18 protein-coding genes are annotated in these 20826 nt (G+C 64.6%); 10 read left to right on the top strand and 8 right to left on the bottom strand.

Going from position 1 to position 20826, the window contains the following annotated elements:
• Window positions 1-84: 84 nt before the first annotated feature.
• Window positions 85-4446, bottom strand: coding sequence for a hypothetical protein (locus B133_RS0110505; RefSeq protein ID WP_018600926.1), 4362 nt, complete (start codon window positions 4444-4446; stop codon window positions 85-87).
• A 773-nt stretch (window positions 4447-5219) separates the two neighbouring features.
• On the opposite strand from B133_RS0110505, the gene B133_RS0110500 reads away from it, so the two are divergent.
• Window positions 5220-5699 (top strand): hypothetical protein, encoded by a 480-nt coding sequence (locus B133_RS0110500; RefSeq protein ID WP_018600925.1) that lies wholly within the window; start codon window positions 5220-5222, stop codon window positions 5697-5699.
• A 247-nt stretch (window positions 5700-5946) separates the two neighbouring features.
• Here the strand turns inward: B133_RS0110500 and B133_RS0110495 are convergent, their stop codons facing one another.
• Together B133_RS0110495 and B133_RS0110490 are read right to left on the bottom strand one after the other, a co-directional pair.
• Window positions 5947-6603 (bottom strand): VOC family protein, encoded by a 657-nt coding sequence (locus tag B133_RS0110495; protein WP_018600924.1) that lies wholly within the window; start codon window positions 6601-6603, stop codon window positions 5947-5949.
• A gap of 59 nt (window positions 6604-6662) precedes the next feature.
• Entirely contained in the window at window positions 6663-7049 is a 387-nt protein-coding gene (locus B133_RS0110490; RefSeq protein WP_018600923.1) for a DUF5997 family protein, read from the bottom strand.
• Window positions 7050-7077: 28 nt separating this feature from the next.
• On the opposite strand from B133_RS0110490, the gene B133_RS0110485 reads away from it, so the two are divergent.
• The 3 genes from B133_RS0110485 to B133_RS0110475 all read left to right on the top strand — a co-directional run bounded on the left by B133_RS0110485 (window position 7078) and on the right by B133_RS0110475 (window position 9426).
• Entirely contained in the window at window positions 7078-7791 is a 714-nt protein-coding gene (locus tag B133_RS0110485) for a LysR family substrate-binding domain-containing protein (protein ID WP_018600922.1), read from the top strand.
• 150 nt (window positions 7792-7941) lie between these two features.
• Window positions 7942-8745, top strand: a complete 804-nt coding sequence (locus B133_RS0110480; protein WP_018600921.1) for a class I SAM-dependent methyltransferase — start codon at window positions 7942-7944, stop codon at window positions 8743-8745.
• Window positions 8746-8763: 18 nt separating this feature from the next.
• On the top strand, window positions 8764-9426 hold the full coding sequence (locus B133_RS0110475; RefSeq protein ID WP_018600920.1) for an ArsR family transcriptional regulator: 663 nt from the start codon (window positions 8764-8766) through the stop codon (window positions 9424-9426).
• A gap of 30 nt (window positions 9427-9456) precedes the next feature.
• On the opposite strand, the gene B133_RS0110470 is transcribed toward B133_RS0110475, so the two are convergent.
• Both B133_RS0110470 and B133_RS0110465 read right to left on the bottom strand, forming a co-directional pair.
• Window positions 9457-9723, bottom strand: a complete 267-nt coding sequence (locus B133_RS0110470) for a YdeI/OmpD-associated family protein (protein ID WP_018600919.1) — start codon at window positions 9721-9723, stop codon at window positions 9457-9459.
• Window positions 9724-9753: 30 nt separating this feature from the next.
• On the bottom strand, window positions 9754-10932 hold the full coding sequence (locus B133_RS0110465; protein ID WP_018600918.1) for an NAD(P)/FAD-dependent oxidoreductase: 1179 nt from the start codon (window positions 10930-10932) through the stop codon (window positions 9754-9756).
• A gap of 152 nt (window positions 10933-11084) precedes the next feature.
• On the opposite strand from B133_RS0110465, the gene B133_RS0110460 reads away from it, so the two are divergent.
• The 4 genes from B133_RS0110460 to B133_RS0110445 all read left to right on the top strand — a co-directional run bounded on the left by B133_RS0110460 (window position 11085) and on the right by B133_RS0110445 (window position 15045).
• Window positions 11085-11825 carry a TetR/AcrR family transcriptional regulator gene (locus B133_RS0110460; protein ID WP_026256254.1) on the top strand — a complete coding sequence of 247 codons (741 nt, stop codon included), beginning with the start codon at window positions 11085-11087 and terminating at the stop codon, window positions 11823-11825.
• Between the two features lie 94 nt (window positions 11826-11919).
• A complete protein-coding gene (locus B133_RS0110455; RefSeq protein WP_018600916.1) occupies window positions 11920-13461 on the top strand; it encodes an NAD(P)/FAD-dependent oxidoreductase in 1542 nt (513 codons plus the stop codon).
• A 75-nt stretch (window positions 13462-13536) separates the two neighbouring features.
• On the top strand, window positions 13537-14499 hold the full coding sequence (gene nrdF / locus B133_RS0110450; protein ID WP_018600915.1) for a class 1b ribonucleoside-diphosphate reductase subunit beta: 963 nt from the start codon (window positions 13537-13539) through the stop codon (window positions 14497-14499).
• Between the two features lie 183 nt (window positions 14500-14682).
• Window positions 14683-15045, top strand: coding sequence for a DUF3349 domain-containing protein (locus B133_RS0110445; protein ID WP_036419109.1), 363 nt, complete (start codon window positions 14683-14685; stop codon window positions 15043-15045).
• Here B133_RS0110445 and B133_RS0110440 read toward each other — a convergent pair whose 3' ends face one another.
• From B133_RS0110440 to B133_RS0110430, 3 genes are all read right to left on the bottom strand, one after another.
• A complete protein-coding gene (locus B133_RS0110440; protein ID WP_018600913.1) occupies window positions 15046-16098 on the bottom strand; it encodes an NAD(P)-dependent alcohol dehydrogenase in 1053 nt (350 codons plus the stop codon).
• A 164-nt stretch (window positions 16099-16262) separates the two neighbouring features.
• Entirely contained in the window at window positions 16263-16538 is a 276-nt protein-coding gene (locus B133_RS0110435; RefSeq protein WP_018600912.1) for a YciI family protein, read from the bottom strand.
• Between the two features lie 23 nt (window positions 16539-16561).
• Window positions 16562-17632, bottom strand: a complete 1071-nt coding sequence (locus B133_RS0110430) for an iron-siderophore ABC transporter substrate-binding protein (RefSeq protein ID WP_018600911.1) — start codon at window positions 17630-17632, stop codon at window positions 16562-16564.
• 165 nt (window positions 17633-17797) lie between these two features.
• Between B133_RS0110430 and ctaD the strand changes: the two genes are divergently transcribed.
• Together ctaD and serB are read left to right on the top strand one after the other, a co-directional pair.
• Window positions 17798-19525 (top strand): cytochrome c oxidase subunit I, encoded by a 1728-nt coding sequence (ctaD, locus tag B133_RS0110425; protein WP_026256252.1) that lies wholly within the window; start codon window positions 17798-17800, stop codon window positions 19523-19525.
• Window positions 19526-19562: 37 nt separating this feature from the next.
• A complete protein-coding gene (serB, locus tag B133_RS0110420; RefSeq protein ID WP_026256251.1) occupies window positions 19563-20801 on the top strand; it encodes a phosphoserine phosphatase SerB in 1239 nt (412 codons plus the stop codon).
• Window positions 20802-20826: the final 25 nt, after the last annotated feature.

Raw genomic sequence — 20826 nt, 5'->3', positions numbered from 1 at the left:
TTGTTTGTCTGGACGGAAACCCCGGAAGCCCTTGTCTCGGGCGTTGCAGGCGTTGCGGGAATTGCTCGCGCGGAAGAAGGACAGTTAGAGGTTAACGGTGCCCCCTAAGGGTGGCATGGGAGTCTTCCAGAGCGTTCCAATGAACTCGAGCATTCGGCTTCGGACGTCGAGAGGATAGGAGTCGTCGCGGGGGTCTCTCCCGGAGATCGCTTGTGCGACCCATGAGGCTGACCCGCGTCCGGTCCCTCTGAGGACTGTCGGGTCCGACGACATCGGTAGGTAATGTTTGCCCGCAATGTTGTTGTGCCCGCGCAGAGCTACCACCTGGATGAGGATTGACTGGAAGAGCTTGTCCCAGTCCATGTTTGAGGATATGAACGCGAACTGGTCATCGGTGGTGATGGTGGTCCCTTGCCCGGCTACCGCGGTTGCTATGTCATTCCAACGCTGTTGGACATCGAGGACGTTGGTGTCGTCTCCGCTGTAGCCGCGGACGTATCGCACGATCGGAAGGTAAGCGCCGCGCCCGGTGGATTGGATGGTGCCGCGGCCGCGGAACTTGTAGAAGTCGGCCTCCTGCAGGAACGCTGTTTCGACGCCAGTCTTTGTTGTGGGCACCCCCTGCGGCCAGTCTTTGCCCGACCATGCGGGGAGGTCGCGCACAGTCTGTGATGTGGGTTGCAATGTGCCGTAAACCTTTAGGTAGCCCGGATCGTGGAAACACTCGTAGGCAGTGCGATTTCCGTTCGACAGGTTGTACGAGGCTTTCCAGAACGGTTGTTCGCTCCGATTGGCCGGCGTAATCAGGAAGCGCTCGAATGCGTAGGCCAGGCCGAGATGAGCTGCATTTCCAATTCCTTCGGCTCCCCGGAAGTTCAGGTCCGGCCCCGTCTCGTGGAGCATGATGGCGAGGAGGGTGGCGAGCTCAGGGAGCGTGATGCTGGGGGTGCCGTCTCCGTGGTCACTGCCGACAACGGCGGGGACAGCGTTCCACAGTGTGATGAAGCGGTCCTGGGTGGTGGCGTCGCTGGCGAGGGTGAAGCCGGCCCAGCTGCTGCGGCCGGCGAGATTGTTGCGGAACCATTGCTCAAATGGTTGGCCTGTGACGTCGGTGAAGTAGTTGTCGATGTCGACTGCGTTGAAGAACACCACTGCCGCGGCTTCGGCGAGTTGGGCGTCGGTGGCTGACGAGATCGGTGTGCTCGTCGTACCCCCTGTGCCGCTGCCGCCGCCAGGAGTCGGATACGACACGTCGGTCACCGGTGGCGCGTAGGCGTTTTGCAGGGCATTGGTGTACGCGTTGCGGGCGTCGTCGGCGGTGAGCAAGTTCTTGCCTTGGGCATTGCTGAGGACGTGTTGCAAATCTTGGAGGTCCTGAGTGGTGGTGGAGCTCCTGTCGGCGGGTGTGGTGCGGTTGGCGCCCAGTCCGGCTTTGGGTGTTGTGCTGCCGCCGGAACCCCCGCTTGATCCGGCTCCGCTGCCGAGTTTCGCCTGAATCTCTCTGGCCTTGTTGGCGGCCTCGGCGATCGAAATCGTGTTGTCGGAAAGCTTCTTGAGGAGATCAGTGAGTTCGGATTCCCCGGACATGTCGCGGAAAATGTTGGGGGTGCCCAAGAGTTTGAGGGCTGCGCTGAGCCCGACCGGGTCTGGTGCCGCGGTGGGACTGACGATGTTGACCAGCGACTGGGGGAACGGTGTGGGCGACACTGCGGTGTTTTGAGGCGCTGGGGTGACCGGGGTAACAGGGGCGATCTCCGGGGCTTCGATCGGCAGAGGGTGCTCCTCCCATTTCCAGAACCGGGTGTTGTCGATCTCCTCGGCCACGTTGCAATGACCGAGGTGGCCTTCGGCGAACACGCCACGCGTGGGCAGCGTGACGAGGCGTTCGGCGCGTGACGAGGCCAGTGACAGCAGAGCAGCGACGTTCTGCTGGTCTTCTTCGTTGAGTCTGGCCAGCGTGGCGATCGCCCATTGCCGGCGGGTCGGGTCGGCGCCGTCGAGTGCTGAGGCGAGGTCGACGGACAGTGAGTCCATGGCGGTGGTGCCGCCGGCGAGGGGGTAGGCGATATCGCTGCCGAACATCTCTAAGGGAGTGGGTTCGACGTGGTCGAGCACGGTGGTGCCGTTCCACGAGAGGCCTGCGAGTTCTTTGGCGACGTCCACGGCGGGGCGGCCGAAGTAGCGGACGCTGCTGTAATACTCGGGGAAGGCCTGGATGTGTTCGGTGAGGCGTGCGATGGCGCCGTTCTGCTGCATGGTGAGGCGACGGCGCCCGGTGGGCGCGGTGGCCGGCTGGGGGACGTCAGGACCGGCGGCGGTGATGCTGACGAAGTAGTTCGTGTCGGCTTGAAGCAGATGCACTTCACCTGAATTGGGTGGGCGCAGTTCGATTTGCCCGCCGGGAGCGGCCGTGCTGATGCCGACGATGCAGACCCACAGGAACTTTGGGTCAGCCCCTTGGGGACGGGAGAGGTGGAACCCGATGAGGTCGCCCCAGCGGATGGGCTGCCCGCCGTCGGCCCTGACAGTGAACGTTGTTGTCTGTCGATTCTGGAATCGCCCGTTGGAGTTGATGTTGGGGTTGGTGCCTTCGACCATCTGGATGTCGGGTTGGCCGAGCCGTTCGGCGTAGAGCCACACCGGGTCCCCGCTGGTGTTGTCTGCGACGTTGGTGGTGATCTCGAATTCGGCGAATTGCCAGTCTTTTTGCTGAACGATCGGCACGGGACCCTGGGCGGGGTTGTACGCGTCGTCGGTCTCGACGAGCAGGAGTTGTTCGAGGGCGTCGAAGCCGGGTTGCGCCAGCGGGTCGAGCAGCGCCGCCTCAAGCGCCGGCCGATATTGACGAAGCGTGGTGCTATCCCATCCGTAGGTGGGGCGGGGGATGAGCACCGCTGGGCGTCGCCGGATCCATTTGGTGGTGACGCGGTAATGGCGCAGCACTTCGTGGTAGAGCACCGTCAAGGTGTGCGCATGGTTGTAGTTGGTGAAGGTGCGGGTTTGGATCGTCTCCTTCTCGGCCTGCTCGGCCTGGATGACGACCGTCGAATTGAGTTGCCGCTGGCTGGTGCTCGCTTGGGCGAAGCTGTCCGATAGCCGCTGGACATTGTCGGCGGTCAGATCGCGACTGCCGTCGGTGCTGGCAGTCGCCCCTCCGATCGAGTTCGTGTCTCCGGAGGCGGCGCCCAAGCCGAGAATTCCCCAGTTCGCGCTGCCGCTGGCCCCGAGCGAGTGCGCCATCCCGCCCATGATTGACGATCCGCTCTGATGCTCTTTGAGGGCGGCCTTGACGGTTTCGTCGATCACCCGGTCCCGGTGGGTGTCATGCCGGAGGTCCTCGGACTCGGTGGTCTGTTCGGTGCGTGCGGTGTCACTGTCCCAGGACCAGTCGATGGCGGCCAGGCGCACCGTTTCGCCGGGTGCCAGGGGAAGGCTGTAGAGCACTTCGCCGAGGGAATGCCCCAGCGATGACCAGGTGACCAGGTACTCGTCGACATAGGCCGGCTTATAGGGATCCGGGACCTGTACGTCGTTGCCGTCGGTAAGGCGGACCACCTGACGGACCACGAACTCATACAGGGCTAGCGTTGCGGGATAGATCTGTTCACATCCACCGTCACCGACCAGGCCTGCGGGGTTGGATGCGAACGATCCGGGTGAGAGCAGCCAGTCGGTCAGCGACGGATTCTGCAATGCCTGCCCGCCACCTTGGCGCACGGGGACTTGTTCACCGTCCGCGCGGACCAGCCCGACGATCGCGTCGGCGCCGAATCGCGCTTGGGTGAGCACATCGGTTGGTTGTTGGCCGAGCGGTTGAATGTAGATGCGGGCGCCGGGTTCGATGGTGGGGTCGGATTGGCGTGTTTGGATCGCGGTGTCCAGCAGTGCGCGTGCGTCCGGTCGAAGACGGGTGAGATCGAACGACACGTAGCCGGCGGGGTCGGTTGTCAAGACACCCAGGGGATTTGACCATTTGGGTGTGTTCACCTCGTCGGGCGAGCGGGTCTGCAGTCCCATATCGGCGGCGGTCGCGCGCATCGCGGCGTCGAGGGCACTTGGCAGGTCAGTGGGGGCCATGGCGCCGAGTCGTGTGCTGGACTGGTCGGTGACACGTTGCAGCGACTCGTGGCTGAATTGCCGCATCCGGTTCCCGGCGGCCGCGAGCTGATCTTGAGCGGTGTCGGTCAGGACTCGGGCGTAGGTGTCTTTCATCACCGCGGCGACGCGAGCGTGTTCTTCGGGGCTGATCTGGTTGTCGAACTCGTAGATTCCGCCGAGAAGATCCTCATAGTCCCTCTGGCCTGGCCGCAGCACAGGCGGGCAGGGGACGACCACCTCGGCCATGACCGGGCGAAGCGTCAACGGGGATCCGGTGCTGGAGTCAATCAGGAAGATGGCCAACCGGTTTGGCGAGCCGGTGAACAGGTAGAGCGGCTCTGGATTCACGCTTCGATCCCCCTATGTTTGGGTCAAGGGTGTCCGGGTGTCCGGGTGGCGCGTGCTGCGGTGCGGGGCTGAGGCTGGCCTAGTCAGATTCAGGGTGTTCGATGGCGAGCTGGTCGCTGCGGTCGAAGAAGCAGTCCCCATGTGCGGGCAGGAGCCGTGGCGGTCGGCGGCTGGATGCAAGGGTTGCTGGTCTCGTCACCACTGGGCACCTCCCCGTTGTCGCTGTCAAGCTGTCGTGAGCCTATTGACGTCGACGCTGGCGCACCTGAGTAGTCCACTACCCGAATTAGTCTGTAAAACTGCTGGTAAGAGCCTGTAAGCCAAGGAGATGTGCGCGGCCGGACCTTACAGCTGTTGGCCGCGGTGACGGCGACGCGCCACACAGTCCGCACAAGTTGGGATCGGTAGCCATGCGGTGCGTGGTCCGCTTGTCCGGTAAGGAAGTGGACGACAGGAGAGGACGAAATCGTGTGGTGGGTGATTCCGGTGGTGGTCATCGCGTTCGACATAGCGCTCTTCGCGATCTTCGCTACCGCCAAACGGCGGCGTCGTGGGCGTGGGGCGGCCCGCCGCAGTGGGTTCGGGTCTGTTGCCGGTGCCGGCGGGACAGCAGCTATCTGGGCTACCGGAGCCGACGTCGGTGGGCATAGTGGACACGCGGGTTGCGGTGGCGGAAGCCATGGGGGCCATTCGGGTTGCGGTGGCGGACACAGCGGCTGCGGCGGCGGAAGCAGTTGCGGTGGGGGCGGTGGTTGCGGCGGCGGTGGTTGCTGATGATCACGCTGAGAAAGGCCGACGCCCGACATATCGCCGATTTGGAATTGCCGGAGGCGGTATTCAAGACCTGCCCCTGGCAACCACGTGAACTCGTCGAAACCGGCCTGCGGCAGTGGCTTCGATGCTGCGCGGTGGCGCTGCGCGACGGTCAGATCATCGGAATGCCGTCGCGTGCAGTCGATGAAGCCTGGCACGGCCTGATCCTGTGCACCGTCCGCTATGCGGCATTCTGCGACGCCGCCTACGGCCAGTTCCTACACCATCATCCCGAGGGCGGTGCGCCACCCGGCGCTGCGGCGGGCGGCGAGTGCATGGATGAACAGCTGCGCCGCACCGTCATCGCCTGGTCCATGGTCGCCGAGCCGGGTGAACGGTGCGTCCTGTGGGATCTGGACTCTCATCTCGGACTCCACGAGCCATGGGGTGTCAGTGCGCACCGGGTCGCGGATATCGAAGCGGCACTAAGGAATGGCTAGGACAGATCGCTGACCGATTGCGCCAGCATGCCGCAGCGATTAGCGCCGGCAGCGCGCCCCAGCGTTGATCGTTTGGCGGGGGCGGGAATCCCCGCGTCCATGACACTCTGACCGGTTGGATCCTGAGTAACCCCCACAGCAGGTCGCCGTTGCAGCTGAACTTCTCCGTATGGAGAGCGGTGTCGCCACCAGCCGTGCGCACGATCTGACGACCGCCGAATTTGCCGCCGGTGTCTCAGGGTGGGTGTCAGCGCCGCGCCATCGTGGGTGCGGTGTGACTCAATGTCACTGCGCCTTGGTCGGTTTCAATGTCTACCTGGGTGATGCCCCGCCCGGGCGAGCCGCAGGCGACGGGCAGTTTCGGATTGTCAGGACCAACATGTGTCATCAGCCAGGCATCCAGATCCGCTTGGTCATCGGCGACTGAAATTCTCTTCACGCCGCGCGGCGTCAGGGTGTGCGCGGCGACCATCGCCCCGGGATTGGTGCTGCCAGGATCCCTTGCCAGGAAGAATGGCAGCCCAGGTGAAATGAGGGCACGCGTCATGCCGAGGTGTTTTACGCCCAGCCCGCGACGAGTGAGGCGGCCGATCGGCAGCTTGTCGTGACGTGCCCGAGTCTCAAGATCATCGCCGGTGACCTCTACTGCCCAGCCGGCGAACGCTTCGTCGGCGTTGGAGAGCGCGGACAACACCAGTTGCCCAAATGGGTTGCCCTTGGCGAGGTCTGCGTCGTGCACAGCGACGAACTCGAGGTAACCGCAGCCGAGCGGAACGATGTAATTGTGCGTGCCCAAGCCGTCGTGGACGCCTCCCTCCACGGCCGCCAGTCCGGCTGTCTCGGCGAGCTGACGCGCAGACTGGTCGAGATCGGTGGTAGCGATGATGATGTGGTCGAACTGCACGAGACGGTGTGCCCTTTCTGACGACCCCGCGGAAGTCTATTAGGTGGCGGTTCCCCGACTCAGCTGTCGCGAGCCTGCTCCGCGTGCAGCGCCTTCACGCGTCGCTGCTCGCGCAGCACCTCCTGATAACTCTCGCGTTCGGCGATCAGCCACTCGGGCTTCTCCTCGAGCAACTGCTCGATCTGTGCGGTGGTGAGTGCTTTCTCGACGCCGCCGCGGGTGAGACCGGCGATCGAGATGCCCAGTTTCGCGGCCACGAGGTTCTTCGGGTGCGGCCCGTCCTTGCGGAGATCTTTGAGCCACTGCGGAGGGTCCGCCTGCAGCGCGGCGAGCTCAGCGCGAGTGATCGGGTTCTCCTGGAATTCCGCAGGCGTCGCGGGCAAGTACACGTCCAGCTTCTTGGCCGCCGTGGCGGGTTTCATGGACTGCGCGTTCGGCCTGCTCATGGCATCAGCGTATCGGTAGCCTGAGACGGTGACCCTGCTGTCCCTGACCCTCGGGTACGTCCCCGGCGGGACTCCGGCAAAGTGGGCTCGGATCTGGGCGGAGCGCCATCCGGAGGTTCCGCTCCGGTTGTACGTCGTCGCCGCGGTGGACGCGGCCGCCGCGGTGCGGGACGGCACCGTCGACATGGCGTTGCTCCGGCTGCCCGCCGACACAGCTGGGCTGGCCGTCATCCCCCTCTACGAGGAAACAACGGTGGCCGTGGTGCCGACCGATCATATTTTCAGTGCCGTCGACACGATCACCACCGCGGACCTCGACGGCGAGCCGACGCTGCTTCCACTCGACAACGTCATCGCTTGCGCGGACACCGTCGGCATGCCGGTCGATCACCGACCCGAAACTACCGAGAACGCAATAGAACTCGTCGCCGCGGGGATGGGCGCGCTCATCGTTCCGCAGTCGCTGGCGCGGCTGTATCACCGCAAGGATCTCACGTATCGTCCGATCATCGACGCGCCCACCTGTCCCGTGGCGCTCGCGTTCCCGGAAGGGCCGCAGCCGGCGCTGGTCGAGGAGTTCATCGGGATTGTGCGGGGCCGCAAGCCCGGTTCGTCACGGGGGCAGGACCAGCAGGTACCGAAACGCACTGCACGGGAGAAGACTCTCGCGAAACAGGCCGCGCGCGCCGCTGCGGGTAAGGTCGCCCGCCAGCCCAAGCGGGTTGAGCGCGGTCGACGCTGACGCAGTACATCCGGGCAGCCGCCAGCGGCGAAGACAATCGTGATCAGGTAAGCCTTGCCTTATTGAGTGCTCGAGCGTAGTTTTGCCGGATATATCTCCTCTAAATGTAGCGACGGTCTTCATAGTCGTCGTCGAAAGGATGATCCGAAAATGACTGCCCGAGAATCTCTTCCGCTGGCCGGGCGATCTGATGCCGATCTGCCTGGACACTGGCTGCTGGCCCGGCTCGGCAAGCGGGTGCTCCGTCCGGGCGGTCTCGAGTTGACCAGAAGGCTGCTCGCTGCCGCTCGTGTCACCGGCGCCGATGTCGTGGAACTGGGGCCCGGGCTCGGCCGGACCGCTGCCGATATCGTTGCGCTGGCGCCGCGGTCCTATGTCGGTGTGGATGACACTGCAGCCACAGCAGAGACGGTGCGTGGCGTCGTCGCTGCGATCGGTGGGACGGTGGTGGTAGCCGATGCCGCGGTCACTGGTTTGCCGGATGCCAGCGCCGACGTCGTCGTCGGGGAGGCGATGCTGACCATGCAGGGGGACAAGGCCAAGCGGGCCATCGTCGCCGAGGCGTTCCGGGTACTGCGGCCCGGCGGACGCTACGCGATCCATGAACTCGGGCTGACACCCGACACGTTGACACAACAGACGAAGGACGAGATCCGCCGGGAGATGGCCGCTGCCATCAAGGTCAACGCCCGCCCGCTGACCACGGCCGAATGGACCCAGCTGTTAACCGATGCCGGATTCGAGATCGACGCCGTTGATCACGCTCCGATGGCGCTACTGCAACCCGCTCGAATCGTGGCCGATGAAGGTGTGGCCGGCGCTCTGCGCATCGTCGGCCGACTCATCGTGCACCGTGCCGCCCGGCGTCGGGTCATCGGGATGCGGAAGACCTTCCACCGGTACCGGCATTCGCTGACCGCCATTGCCGTCGTCGGCGTCGTTCCGGTGTCGTGACAGACTCGAGACGTGCCTGTGCCACGTCACGATCGTGAAGCGCCTTCGGAGCGGGCGGTCGGTTGGCAACGGCAGAAGGTTCTCAGCGTGTTGCGAGACGCGGCGGGCCCGGTCGATGCTCAACATGTTGCCGACACACTGCAGATCCACATCACCACAGCGCGATTTCATCTGACGACGCTTGAAGGACAAGGATTCATCCGTCGCGGGGACCGGGCGAAGCTCCGTCGGGCAGGACGGCCCCGGCTGACCTACGAGGTAGCGCCGAAACTGGACTATGCCGACATCGTGTCGCTGTTCGCCGCGCATCTGGGCGGCACCGAACGCGAACGCGAGGAGCGGGCACTGCGCATCGGTGCCGACCTGGCCCACCGGGTTAACCTGGCCCGCAGCCGAGACGAATCGACGATCGCCGATCTGGTGACGGCCACCCTCGGCGACTTGGGTTTCCAGGTGCGCTCGGTGCTGAATTCGTTCGGCGAGATGACGGTGCAGATCTGCACCTGCCCGCTGGCGGAGGTGGCTCAGAGCGCGCCCGAAGTCGTGCGCGGTATCCAGCAGGGCCTCATTCAGGAAGTCATCGACAGCAATGCCGATCGCGTTGGAAGTTACTGCGCCACAGTTACAGCCGACCCGCGTGGATCGTGCGAAGTCAGTCTGGTGCTCCGCGCAGGAAGCTGAGACCCGCGGGCCGGACGATCACCGACACGCCTACCTACCGGTGCGCTCGCGGTGCTTGCACCCTGGCCAGCAGCAGGGCCGGCGCTTGCCTTCCTCCAACTCTTCTTGAGTGCGACGGATCCGGCGCTCCCGGGTCGTGTCCTGCCGGGCATCCTCGACCCAACAGATGAACTCGTTACGCGCCAAGGGCGTGATGTCTTTCCACGCAGCCAGAGCCGTGGCGTTGCCCATCAATGCCGAGCGCAGGTCGGCCGGCAGCTTGTGCACGACACCACCGGGGACTTGCTGGGTGCTCACGGCGCCAGGGTAACCCGGTGATGCGGCGATCTAGGTGTGCTGAGGGCTCTGGGCCTTCTTGTACATCGACTTCAGCAGCAGGTCACGGAACGTATGGTTATCCAACGCCTTGAGCCCTGGACCGGCGACTGCGGGAATTCCCGCAAGCTTGTTGAAGAAGCGGCCGCGGCGGTACTCACGGCCCCACGCAGCCTGCATGCGCTGCGCGTAGTTGGTGAAATCGTCGGGCCCACCGTTGGTCAGTGCCGCAACGGCGCATTCGCCTGCCGTCAAACCCGATTCGAGGGCCTTGGAGATACCCGCGCCGGACACCGGCTTGCCGGCACCCAGTGAGTCGCCGACGAACAGGACACCGGGACGCCACGGTGGCCAAGCTGTGAAGCCCATGGGCAACCGCCAGGCACGCACACTCTTGTTCTTCTTGAGCTCCTCGATCGGCGGCAGCTCCCACTCGCGTGGCAACGTGCGCAGGAAGTCGCCGAGAAACTGAGTGGCGTTGATGGACTGCCAGTTCTTGTAGCTGTTGACGTAGCCCAGGCCGATGTTGAACCTGCCGCCGCCCATCGGGAACACCCAGCCGTAACCGGGCAGCTGATCGCCCTGGAACAGCAGCTTGAGATAGATGTCGAAGCTGTCCGAGTCGGGGCGGTTGGCGTGCATCTCCGAGCGAATGGCGATCGCCGAATAGCCGTTGTACTCCGAGTCGATCTTCAGGGCTCGCTTGATGGGGGAGTAGGCGCCGTCGGCGGCAATGACCGCGTCGCCGTACACCTTTTCACCGCTCTTGAGCACTACACCGACCACCCGGCCGTTGGCGTCGAACTCGGGCCCGGCGACCTCTGAGCCCTGGCGCACCTCGGCACCCGCCGACTCGGCGTGCTTGAGCAGCAGGGTGTCCAACTCGGTACGGCTGACGGTGTGGCCGTGGTCGGGCATCCCGGGACGGCGAGGGAAGGACAGCTCCCACTCGCTGGGGCTGTACACGGTGACCCTGTTGACGCGATGGAACTTGGCCACCTCGTCGGCCAACCCCATCTTCTGCAGATAGCTGACTGCCCGCGCGGTGAGGCCGTCACCACACGGCTTGTCCCGCGGGAAATCCGCCTTGTCCAGGACGACCACCTTGGCGCCGGTTTGTGCGGCCTGCCACGCCGCAGCTGACCCGGAGGGGCCGCCACCGGCAATGACCAGGTCGTATCGCTGCGTCATGAGCCTCGTCTCATCGGTGGGCTGTCGCAGCGATAGTACCGAAGCTCGCCGGTGTCCGGCCCGGCGGGGACAATCGCCACTCCGGCGGGTTGTTTCCGTGTTGCCGGACGGTCTGGGCAGGTCAGCGCTATCAGGACGGGTACAGTGATCGCGTGCGGCGCGGCGTCAGATCACATACCAGCGGAGAAGCGGGTGTCAAAGTAGACGCCCGCAGCGAACGCTGGCGTGAGCATCGGAAGCGGGTGCGGTCCGAAATCGTCGAGGCCGCGTTCCGGGCCATCGACCGGCTGGGTCCGGAGCTGAGCTTGCGAGAGATCGCCGAGGAGGCCGGCACCGCCAAACCCAAGATCTACCGCCATTTCGCCGACAAATCCGACTTGTTCCAAGCCATCGGCGAGCGGCTGCGCGACATGTTGTGGGCGGAGATCTTCCCTTCGATCAACCTCGCGTCCGATCCGGCCCGGGAAGTCATCCGTCGCAGTGTCGAGCAGTACGTCCGAATGGTCGACGAGCACCCGAATGTGCTGCGCTTCCTGATCCAGGGCCGCTTCGCCGAGCAGAGCGAATCGGCGATGCGCGCCCTCAACGAGGGCCGCGACATCACGTTGGCGATGGCCGACATGTTCTCCAACGAACTGCGTGAGATGGAACTCGACAGCACGGCGATCGAGCTGGCCGCGTTCGCGACCTTCGGCGCGGCGGCCTCGGCGACCGACTGGTGGCTGGGCAGCAAGCAGGACAGCCCGCGTCGGATGCCTGCCGACGAGTTCGTCAACCACCTGACCACCATCATGGTCGGCTCGATCAACGGCACCTGTGAGTTGCTGGGCGTCTGGATCGACCCTGATCTGCCGCTGCACGAGGGTGTTCAGCGTCGCGAACACGTTGGCTGATCGGTCTGCTTTACGGACTCGTTGACAGCCGCGGCCCAGGTCCGCACACTGGCGAGTATCCGGTACCAGTGTTCCCAGGAAAGGACCTGAAGCCATGACGGCTGCCGAACAGTCCGCACACGTCCAGCAACCCGTACGGACCCGGGCCCTCATCATCGGCAGCGGGTTCTCGGGCTTGGGTATGGCCATCGAGTTGCAGCGTCGCGGGGTGGATTTCCTCATCTTGGAGAAGGCCGACGAGATCGGCGGCACTTGGCGTGACAACACGTACCCGGGCTGCGCCTGCGACATCCCGTCGCACATGTACTCGTTCTCGTTCGAGCCGAAGGCCGACTGGACCCACATGTGGTCGTTCCAGCCGGAGATCCAGGACTACCTGCTGGGGGTGACGGCCAAATACGGCCTACGCCGCTACATCCGGTTCAACACCCACGTCGACCGCGCGCACTGGGACGACAGCGAATTGCGCTGGCACGTTTTCAGCGACACCGGCCAGGAATACATCGCCCAATTCCTCGTCTCCGGAGCAGGAGGCCTGCACATCCCGTCGATCCCGGACATCGATGGTCGCGACGAATTTGCCGGGGCCGCTTTCCATTCCGCGCAGTGGGACCACAGCGTCGACATCCACGGCAAGCGGGTGGCGGTCATCGGCACCGGCGCCAGCGCGATCCAGATCGTGCCCGAGATCGTCAAGGATGTCGCCGAACTGCAGCTGTACCAGCGCACGCCGGCCTGGGTGATGCCGCGGGTGAACAACAAATTCCCGCTGTGGATGCGCCGCATGTTCAGTTACGTGCCCGGCACCCGGGCCCTGCTACGCGCTGCGATCTACTGGATTCACGAGGGTGTCGGGTTCGCCATGACCCAACAACCGCGGCTGCTCAAGATCGGCGAGATGATGGGCCGCTACAACATCAACCGCAGCATCAAAGATCCCGAATTGCGCCGCAAGCTCACGCCGAATTACACCGCGGGTTGCAAGCGAATCCTCAACTCCGACACCTATTACGAGGCCATCGCCAACCCCAACGCGCAGGTGATCACCGAACGGATCACCCGGATGACCCCGAGCGGCATCGTCACTGCTGACGGCGTCGAACATCCCGTGGATGTAGTGGTGTGGGCGACCGGATTCCACGTCACCGACTCCTACACCTACGTCGACATCAAGGGCTCCGGCGGCGAGGACCTGGTAGACCGCTGGAACCGGGAGGGTATCCAGGCCCTCCGCGGTATCGCCGTCGCCGGTATGCCCAATCTGTTCTTCCTGCTCGGTCCGAACACCGCACTCGGACATAACTCGGTGGTGTTCATGATCGAACAGCAGATCCGATATGTGGGTCAGGCGATCGCCGCGGTCGACCGCGAGGGTGCCGAGGCGCTCATGCCCAGCCGGGCCGCCCAGGACGCGTTCAATGCCGAGTTGCAACACGATCTGCGCGACACGGTGTGGAACACCGGCGGTTGCCGGAGCTGGTACATGGATGACCATGGCGTCAACCGCACTCTATGGAGTGGCATGACCTGGCAGTACTGGCTGTCAACCCGTCATCTGGACCCGTCGGAGTTCGATTTCCTGCGAGAGAAGCACGACACGAAAACACAAGGTGTTGCGGTGAGCGCGGGCGACTGACCCCAGGGGTAGTGTCGGGGGCAGCGTGGAGCAAGTAAGACGAGCAGGTGAAATGAGGTTCTGGTGAGCGAAGGCATGAGGCTGATCGACCGGGTGTCAGCGATCAACTGGAATCGCCTGCAGGACGACAAGGACGCCGAGGTCTGGGACCGTCTGACCGGTAATTTCTGGTTGCCCGAGAAGGTTCCGGTGTCCAACGACATCCCGTCCTGGAGCACGCTGACCGCCCACGAGAAGCAGATGACGATGCGGGTGTTCACCGGTCTGACGCTGCTGGACACCATCCAGGGCACGGTCGGCGCGGTCAGCCTGATTCCTGACGCGCTGACCCCGCACGAGGAAGCCGTCTACACCAACATCGCGTTCATGGAGTCGGTGCACGCCCGCAGCTACAGCAACATCTTCTCGACGCTGTGCTCGACCGTCGAGATCGACGACGCGTTCCGCTGGTCGGAGGAGAACCCGAACCTGCAGCGCAAGGCCGAGATCGTCATGCGGTACTACAAGGGTGACGAGCCGCTCAAGCGCAAGGTCGCTTCGACGCTGCTGGAGAGCTTCCTGTTCTACTCGGGCTTCTACTTGCCGATGTACTGGAGCAGCCGGGCCAAGCTGACCAACACCGCCGACATGATCCGGCTGATCATCCGCGACGAGGCTGTCCACGGCTACTACATCGGCTACAAGTACCAGCGCGGCCTGGCCATGCATGACGAGGCCAAGCGTCAAGAGCTCAAGGACTACACTTACGAGCTGCTCTTCGAGCTCTACGACAACGAGGTCGAGTACACCCAGGACCTCTACGACGAGGTCGGCCTCACCGAGGACGTCAAGAAGTTCTTGCGCTACAACGCCAACAAGGCGTTGATGAACCTCGGCTATGAGGCGCTTTTCCCCAAGGACGAGACCGACGTGAACCCGGCGATCCTCTCGGCGCTGAGCCCCAACGCCGACGAGAACCACGACTTCTTCTCGGGTTCGGGGTCGTCGTACGTCATCGGCAAGGCCGTCAACACCGAAGACGAGGACTGGGACTTTTAGAGTTCGGGCTCGCGGGGCGGCAGCTTGATCAGCCCCGCGGGCAGTCAACGACGCCGTCTCGTCACGGGTTGCGTTGAGCCGGATCGTTTTCCACACCGATTCCGAGTGAACAACCAATGAATGCCCCGAGAACTGTCCGGTCCCCACGTGGTGTCGAGTGCTGAGTGATACGAGACTGGCGTGGTGACCGCTCAGACGTTGCTGACATCGATCCTGAACTGGCTGCGCGCTGGCTACCCCGAAGGCGTTCCGGGTGCCGACCGGGTGCCCCTGCTGGCGCTGCTCCGCGCCACCCCGTTGACCGACGAGCAGGTCAAGGAGGTGGTGCGCAACATCACTGCGAACGGCTCGGCTGCACTCGCAGACGGAACAATCGACCGCGACGAGATCGCGGAATTCATCTCCGAGGTCACTGACCACGACGCTGGCGCGGAGAACATCAACCGGGTTGCGGCCAGGCTCGCCGCCGTCGGTTGGCCCCTCGCCGGCGTAGAACGCCAAGCGCCCGCATCGGGCGAGGCGACCGATGCGGGCGGCTCGAACTGACTAGCTGCGGAGCGAAGCGGTATCGATGACGAACCGGTACCGCACATCGCTGGCCAGCACGCGCTCGTAGGCCTCGTTGATGTAGTCGGGCGCGATGACCTCGATTTCGGGGGCCACATCGTGCTCGGCGCAGAAGTCGAGCATCTCCTGCGTCTCCGGGATGCCACCGATCAACGATCCGGACAGGTTGCGCCGGTAGGCGGCGAGCGGGAAGAACGGGACCACCAGCGGCTTCTCCGGCGCGCCCAGTTCGACGAGTGTGCCGTCGGTGGCCAGCAAGCCCAGATAAGCACCCATGTCGAGGTTGGCCGACACCGTGTTGAGAATCAGGTCGAAGCGGCCGCGCAGCTTGCGGAAGGTGTCCGGGTCGCTGGTCGCGTAATACTCGTCGGCACCGAGGCGGAGGCCGTCCTCCATCTTCTTCAGCGACTGTGAGAGCACGGTGACGTGCGCGCCCATCGCATGTGCCAACTTGACACCCATGTGGCCCAGCCCGCCGAGGCCGATCACCGCGACCTGCTTGCCGGGGCCGGTATTCCAGTGGCGCAGCGGCGAATACAGGGTGATGCCGGCACACAGCAGGGGAGCGGCCTTGTCCAGCGGGATGCTGTCGGGGATGCGCAGCACGTAGTTCTCGTCGACGACGATCGCGCCGCTGTAGCCGCCGTAGGTGGGGCTGTTGTCACGCTCGGTCGAGTTGTAGGTGCCGTGCATGCCGTATTCACCGGTGCAGTACTGCTGCAGGCCGGCCTTGCAAGCGTCGCATTCGCGGCAGGAGTCGATGAAGCAGCCGACGCCCACGTGATCGCCGACCTTGTATTTGGTCACCTCCGAGCCGACGGCGGTGACGACACCAGCGATCTCGTGACCGGGAACGACAGGGTAGTTGGGCTGGCCCCATTCAGCCTTCACGGTGTGGATGTCAGAGTGACAGATGCCCGCGAAGTGGATGTCGAAAGCGACGTCGTGCGGCCCTACCTCCCGACGGGTGATGGTGGTCTTGGTCAGCGGCTCGGTTGCCGAGTTCGCGGCGTATGCGGAAACAGTGCTCATCACAGCCCTCTTCGATCGTCGTCAGTGCATGGTCCTGGGGACATCAGCCCAGCTAACTGGTGCGCCGCAGCACGCGGCCCGACACGTGCAACTATTGCGATGTCGACGTTAGTCCCACATTCGACTGTGACGTTTCTCCCTGGCGATCGCCTGGGAGTGCGAGCTCAGAGCCCGGGGGCGCGAATCGACCCGTTGAACGACACCCGCTCGTAGCTTGCCAGCCCGGCCACCGTGTAGGGGTCCTTGTCGATGAGCTGCTGCGCCTCCTCGACGCTGATGTCACCGGTGATGAGCACTCCGCCGGTGGCGGGTTCCTGGCGGCCGGCCAACAGGACACGGCCTGCGGCAACCTCGTCGTTGAGCCATGCGACGTGCGCCGGGCGGGTCTGGTCGACGACATCGGTCGGCTTGAGGTAGGTCAGCGTGAGGATGTGAAACACGCCGCCAGACTAGTGGACGACGGTCAGTTTATCGGCGCGTTGACCCAACGCAGGTCATCGAGGATGCCGCGGGCCGCGACGATGTTCTGACCGGTCTGCCAGACCTCGTTGTTGACCACGAACACCCGGTTGTCCTTGGTTGCCGACAGCGCGCGCCACGCCGGGCTGTCGAGGATCGCCGGGGCGTGATCGCGTGCGGCCGGAGAGGTGAAGGACACGTACACGATGTCGGCGTCGGCGATGGAGAAATCGCTGCTGGAGCCGGCCAGCTCCTCGAACGGCTTGTCGGTGAACCGCTGTGCGGCTGGCCGGTCCAACCCGACTTGCGCCAGCACGCTGGCAGGGAAGTTGTCGGCGCCGTAGACGCGCACGGTGTCCTCGGTCAGCTGGACCACGGAGGCCTGAAAATGCGCGGCGTCGTTGTCAGTGCCGGTCTTGCGGGCTGCGTCGTTGAACTTGTCGACCAGATCGTTGGCCGCGTCGGCGCGTCCAGTCGCCGCGCCCACCGAGCGCAGGGTGTCCTGCCAGCCGGCGCCGGGTGCGCCGGTGAACACGGTCGGTGCGATCGCCGCCAGTGCACCGAAGGCGTCCGGGGTCAGCGCCGTGGAACCCAGGATCAAGTCGGGGTGGGCCGCGGAGATCGCGGAGAGGTCGGGTGCGTTGCGGTCGCCGACCGCTGCGATGTCGTGCACTGTCTTACCCAGATAGGACGGCTGGCTGTCGGAATCGACTGGCCTGGCGGCCCCGACGACGCGGGACTGCAGACCCAGAGCGCACAACGCGTCGAGTTGATCGCCCGAGAGCACCACGATGCGTTGCGGGTCGCCGGACACCTGAGTCGACGGGGGAATGCCGTTGCCCTCGGCGTTGTGGACGTCGCGGGAAGCGGGATCGGCGGCTGCCGGCCCTGGTGCGCACGACTCGTCGGGCCGGCGTTGGTTGCCCAACACGCCGGCGTCGGCGATCTTCGTAACACTTGTGGTGATCGACTGCTGGGCCTGCGGCGGCGCGCCGTCCGAACCGCCGCAGCCGGCGGACAGTGCCGCGGTCGCGGCGATCAGTGCAGCTGCAGCGCGCGGGCGGTTGATCAGCACGGGGCGACGGTAACATTCAGGCTTGTCCTACCTGGTCAGGCCGCCGCCAGAGAAGCTCCGAACTTGTTTACGACAGTTTGTAGGACCCAGGGGCGCTCAGGGGTTCGGAAGCGTTAAGATTCAGTTCGATATGCGGGTTTTCCCGACTAATCTTTGGAGGATCTCTTGGTAGCCGAAGCGCCCCCAATCGGAGAACTCGAGGCACATCGTCCTTTCCCGGAACGAATGGGCCCCAAGGGGAACCTGGTCTACAAGCTCGTCACCACCACCGATCACAAGCTGATCGGCATCATGTACTGCGTCGTGTGCTTCGCCTTCTTCTTCATCGGCGGGCTGATGGCGCTGCTGATGCGTACCGAACTGGCGATGCCGGGTCTGCAGTTCTTGTCGAACGAGCAGTTCAACCAGTTGTTCACCATGCACGGCACGGTGATGCTGCTGTTCTATGCCACGCCGATCGTGTTCGGGTTCGCCAACCTGGTGCTGCCACTGCAGATCGGTGCGCCCGACGTGGCGTTCCCGCGCCTGAACGCGTTGTCGTTCTGGCTCTTCCTGTTTGGCGCGATGATCGCCATGGGTGGCTTCATCACCCCCGGTGGCGCCGCAGACTTCGGCTGGACGGCCTACTCGCCGCTGACTGACGCCATCCACTCGCCCGGCGTGGGCGGTGACCTGTGGATCATGGGTCTGGCTGTCGGTGGTCTGGGCACCATCCTCGGTGGTGTCAACATGGTCACCACCGTGGTGTGCATGCGCGCCCCGGGTATGACGATGTTCCGGATGCCGGTGTTTACCTGGAACATCCTGGTGACGTCGATCCTGGTGCTGATCGCGTTCCCGATCCTGACCGCTGCGCTGTTCGGTCTGGCCGCCGACCGCCACCTCGGTGCCCACATCTACGACCCCGCCAACGGCGGTGTCCTGTTGTGGCAGCACCTGTTCTGGTTCTTCGGCCACCCCGAGGTCTACATCATCGCGCTGCCGTTCTTCGGCATCGTGTCGGAGATCTTCCCGGTGTTCAGCCGCAAGCCCATCTTCGGTTACACCACGCTGATCTACGCCACCATCAGCATCGCGGCCCTGTCCGTCGCGGTGTGGGCGCACCACATGTACGCCACCGGCGCCGTTCTGCTGCCGTTCTTCTCGTTCATGACGTTCCTGATCGCGGTCCCGACCGGCATCAAGTTCTTCAACTGGATCGGCACCATGTGGAAGGGTCAGTTGACGTTCGAGACGCCCATGCTGTTCTCGGTCGGCTTCCTGATCACGTTCCTGCTCGGCGGTCTCTCGGGTGTGCTGTTGGCCAGCCCGCCGATCGACTTCCACGTCACCGACAGCTACTTCGTCATCGCGCACTTCCATTACGTGCTGTTCGGCACCATCGTGTTCGCCACCTATGCGGGCATCTACTTCTGGTTCCCGAAGATGACCGGCCGCCTGCTCGACGAGCGTTTGGGCAAGCTGCACTTCTGGCTGACCTTCATCGGCTTCCACACCACCTTCCTGGTGCAGCACTGGCTGGGTGACGAGGGCATGCCTCGCCGTTACGCCGACTACCTGGCCAGCGACGGCTTCACCACGCTCAACGTGGTCTCCACGATCGGCTCGTTCATCCTGGGCATCTCGACGCTGCCGTTCGCGTGGAACGTGTTCAAGAGCTGGCGTTACGGCGAGCCGGTGACCGTGGACGATCCGTGGGGTTACGGCAACTCGCTGGAGTGGGCGACCTCGTGCCCGCCGCCGCGGCACAACTTCACCGAGCTGCCCCGCATCCGCTCCGAGCGTCCGGCGTTCGAGCTGCACTACCCGCACATGGTCGAGCGCATGCGCGCCGAGGCCCACGTGGGTCGCGCGCACCACCCTGAACTCGAAACCGCGGATCATTCCAGTTGACGGTTAACGACATTCGGGGGTGGGCCACGTCGAGCTGATGGGCACTTCACGTAAGCACTCATCGCTACTCATCACCGTCACCGGAGTCGACCAACCGGGCATCACCTCGGCCCTGTTCGAGGTGCTGTCCCGGCATCGGGTGGAGCTGCGCAACGTCGAGCAGGTCGTGATTCGCGGCCGGCTCACGTTGGGTGTCCTGGTGGCTGCGCCGGCCGAGGTGGCCGACGGTCAGCTCCAGGCCGACGTCGAGGAAGTGATTCACCGGGTCGGCCTGGACGTGACAATCGAGCACAGCGACGACCTACCCGTGATGCGCGAACCGTCGACGCACACGATCGTGGTGCTGGGCCGTCCGATCAGTGCCGAGGCCTTCACCGTGGTGGCCCGGGCCGTGGCGGATCTCGGAGTCAACATCGACTTCATCCGAGGCGTCTCGGACTATCCGGTGACCGGATTGGAACTGCGGGTCTCGGTGCCTTCCGGTGGGGTCTACTCCCAGCTGCAAACGGCACTGGCGCAGGTGGCAGTAGACGAAGGCGTGGACATCGCGCTCGAGGACTACAGTCTGTCGCGGCGCGCCAAACGGCTGATCGTCTTCGACGTGGATTCGACGCTCGTCCAGGGCGAGGTCATCGAGATGCTGGCCCAGCGCGTCGGCAAGGAGGCCGAAGTGGCCGCCGTGACCGAGGCCGCCATGCGGGGCGAACTGGACTTCGCGGAATCACTGCACCGCCGGGTGGCGACGCTGGCCGGATTGCCCGCAGAGGTACTCGACGACGTCGCCGAGCAGCTCGAGCTGACGCCCGGTGCCCGGACCACCATCCGGACCCTGCGCCGGCTCGGTTTTCACTGTGGGGTGGTGTCCGGCGGATTCCGCCAGGTGATCGATCCGCTGGCCGCCGAACTCATGCTCGACTACGTGGCGGCCAACCAGTTGGAGGTCGTTGACGGGAAACTCACCGGCCGGGTGATCGGTCCGATCGTGGACCGGCCCGGGAAAGCCAAGGCTCTCCGGGATTTCGCCAGCCAGGCCGGCGTGCCGATGGAGCAGACCGTTGCCGTCGGTGACGGTGCCAACGACATCGACATGCTGGCCGCGGCCGGTCTGGGGGTGGCGTTCAACGCCAAGCCGGCGTTGCGTGAGGTTGCCGACGCGTCGCTGAGCCACCCCTACCTGGACACCGTGCTGTTCATCCTGGGCATCACCCGCGGCGAGATCGAGGCGGCCGACGCGATCGACGGCATGGTGCGCCGGGTCGATATCCCCGAAGACTGATGTGACCTGCTGGGGCCGGGTTCTG

The sequence above is a fragment of the Mycobacterium sp. 155 genome (assembly GCF_000373905.1).
Taxonomy (GTDB): Bacteria; Actinomycetota; Actinomycetes; order Mycobacteriales; family Mycobacteriaceae; genus Mycobacterium.
The sequence above is the reverse complement of the archived record's forward strand: the minus strand, read 5'-3'. Positions and strand labels throughout refer to the sequence as shown.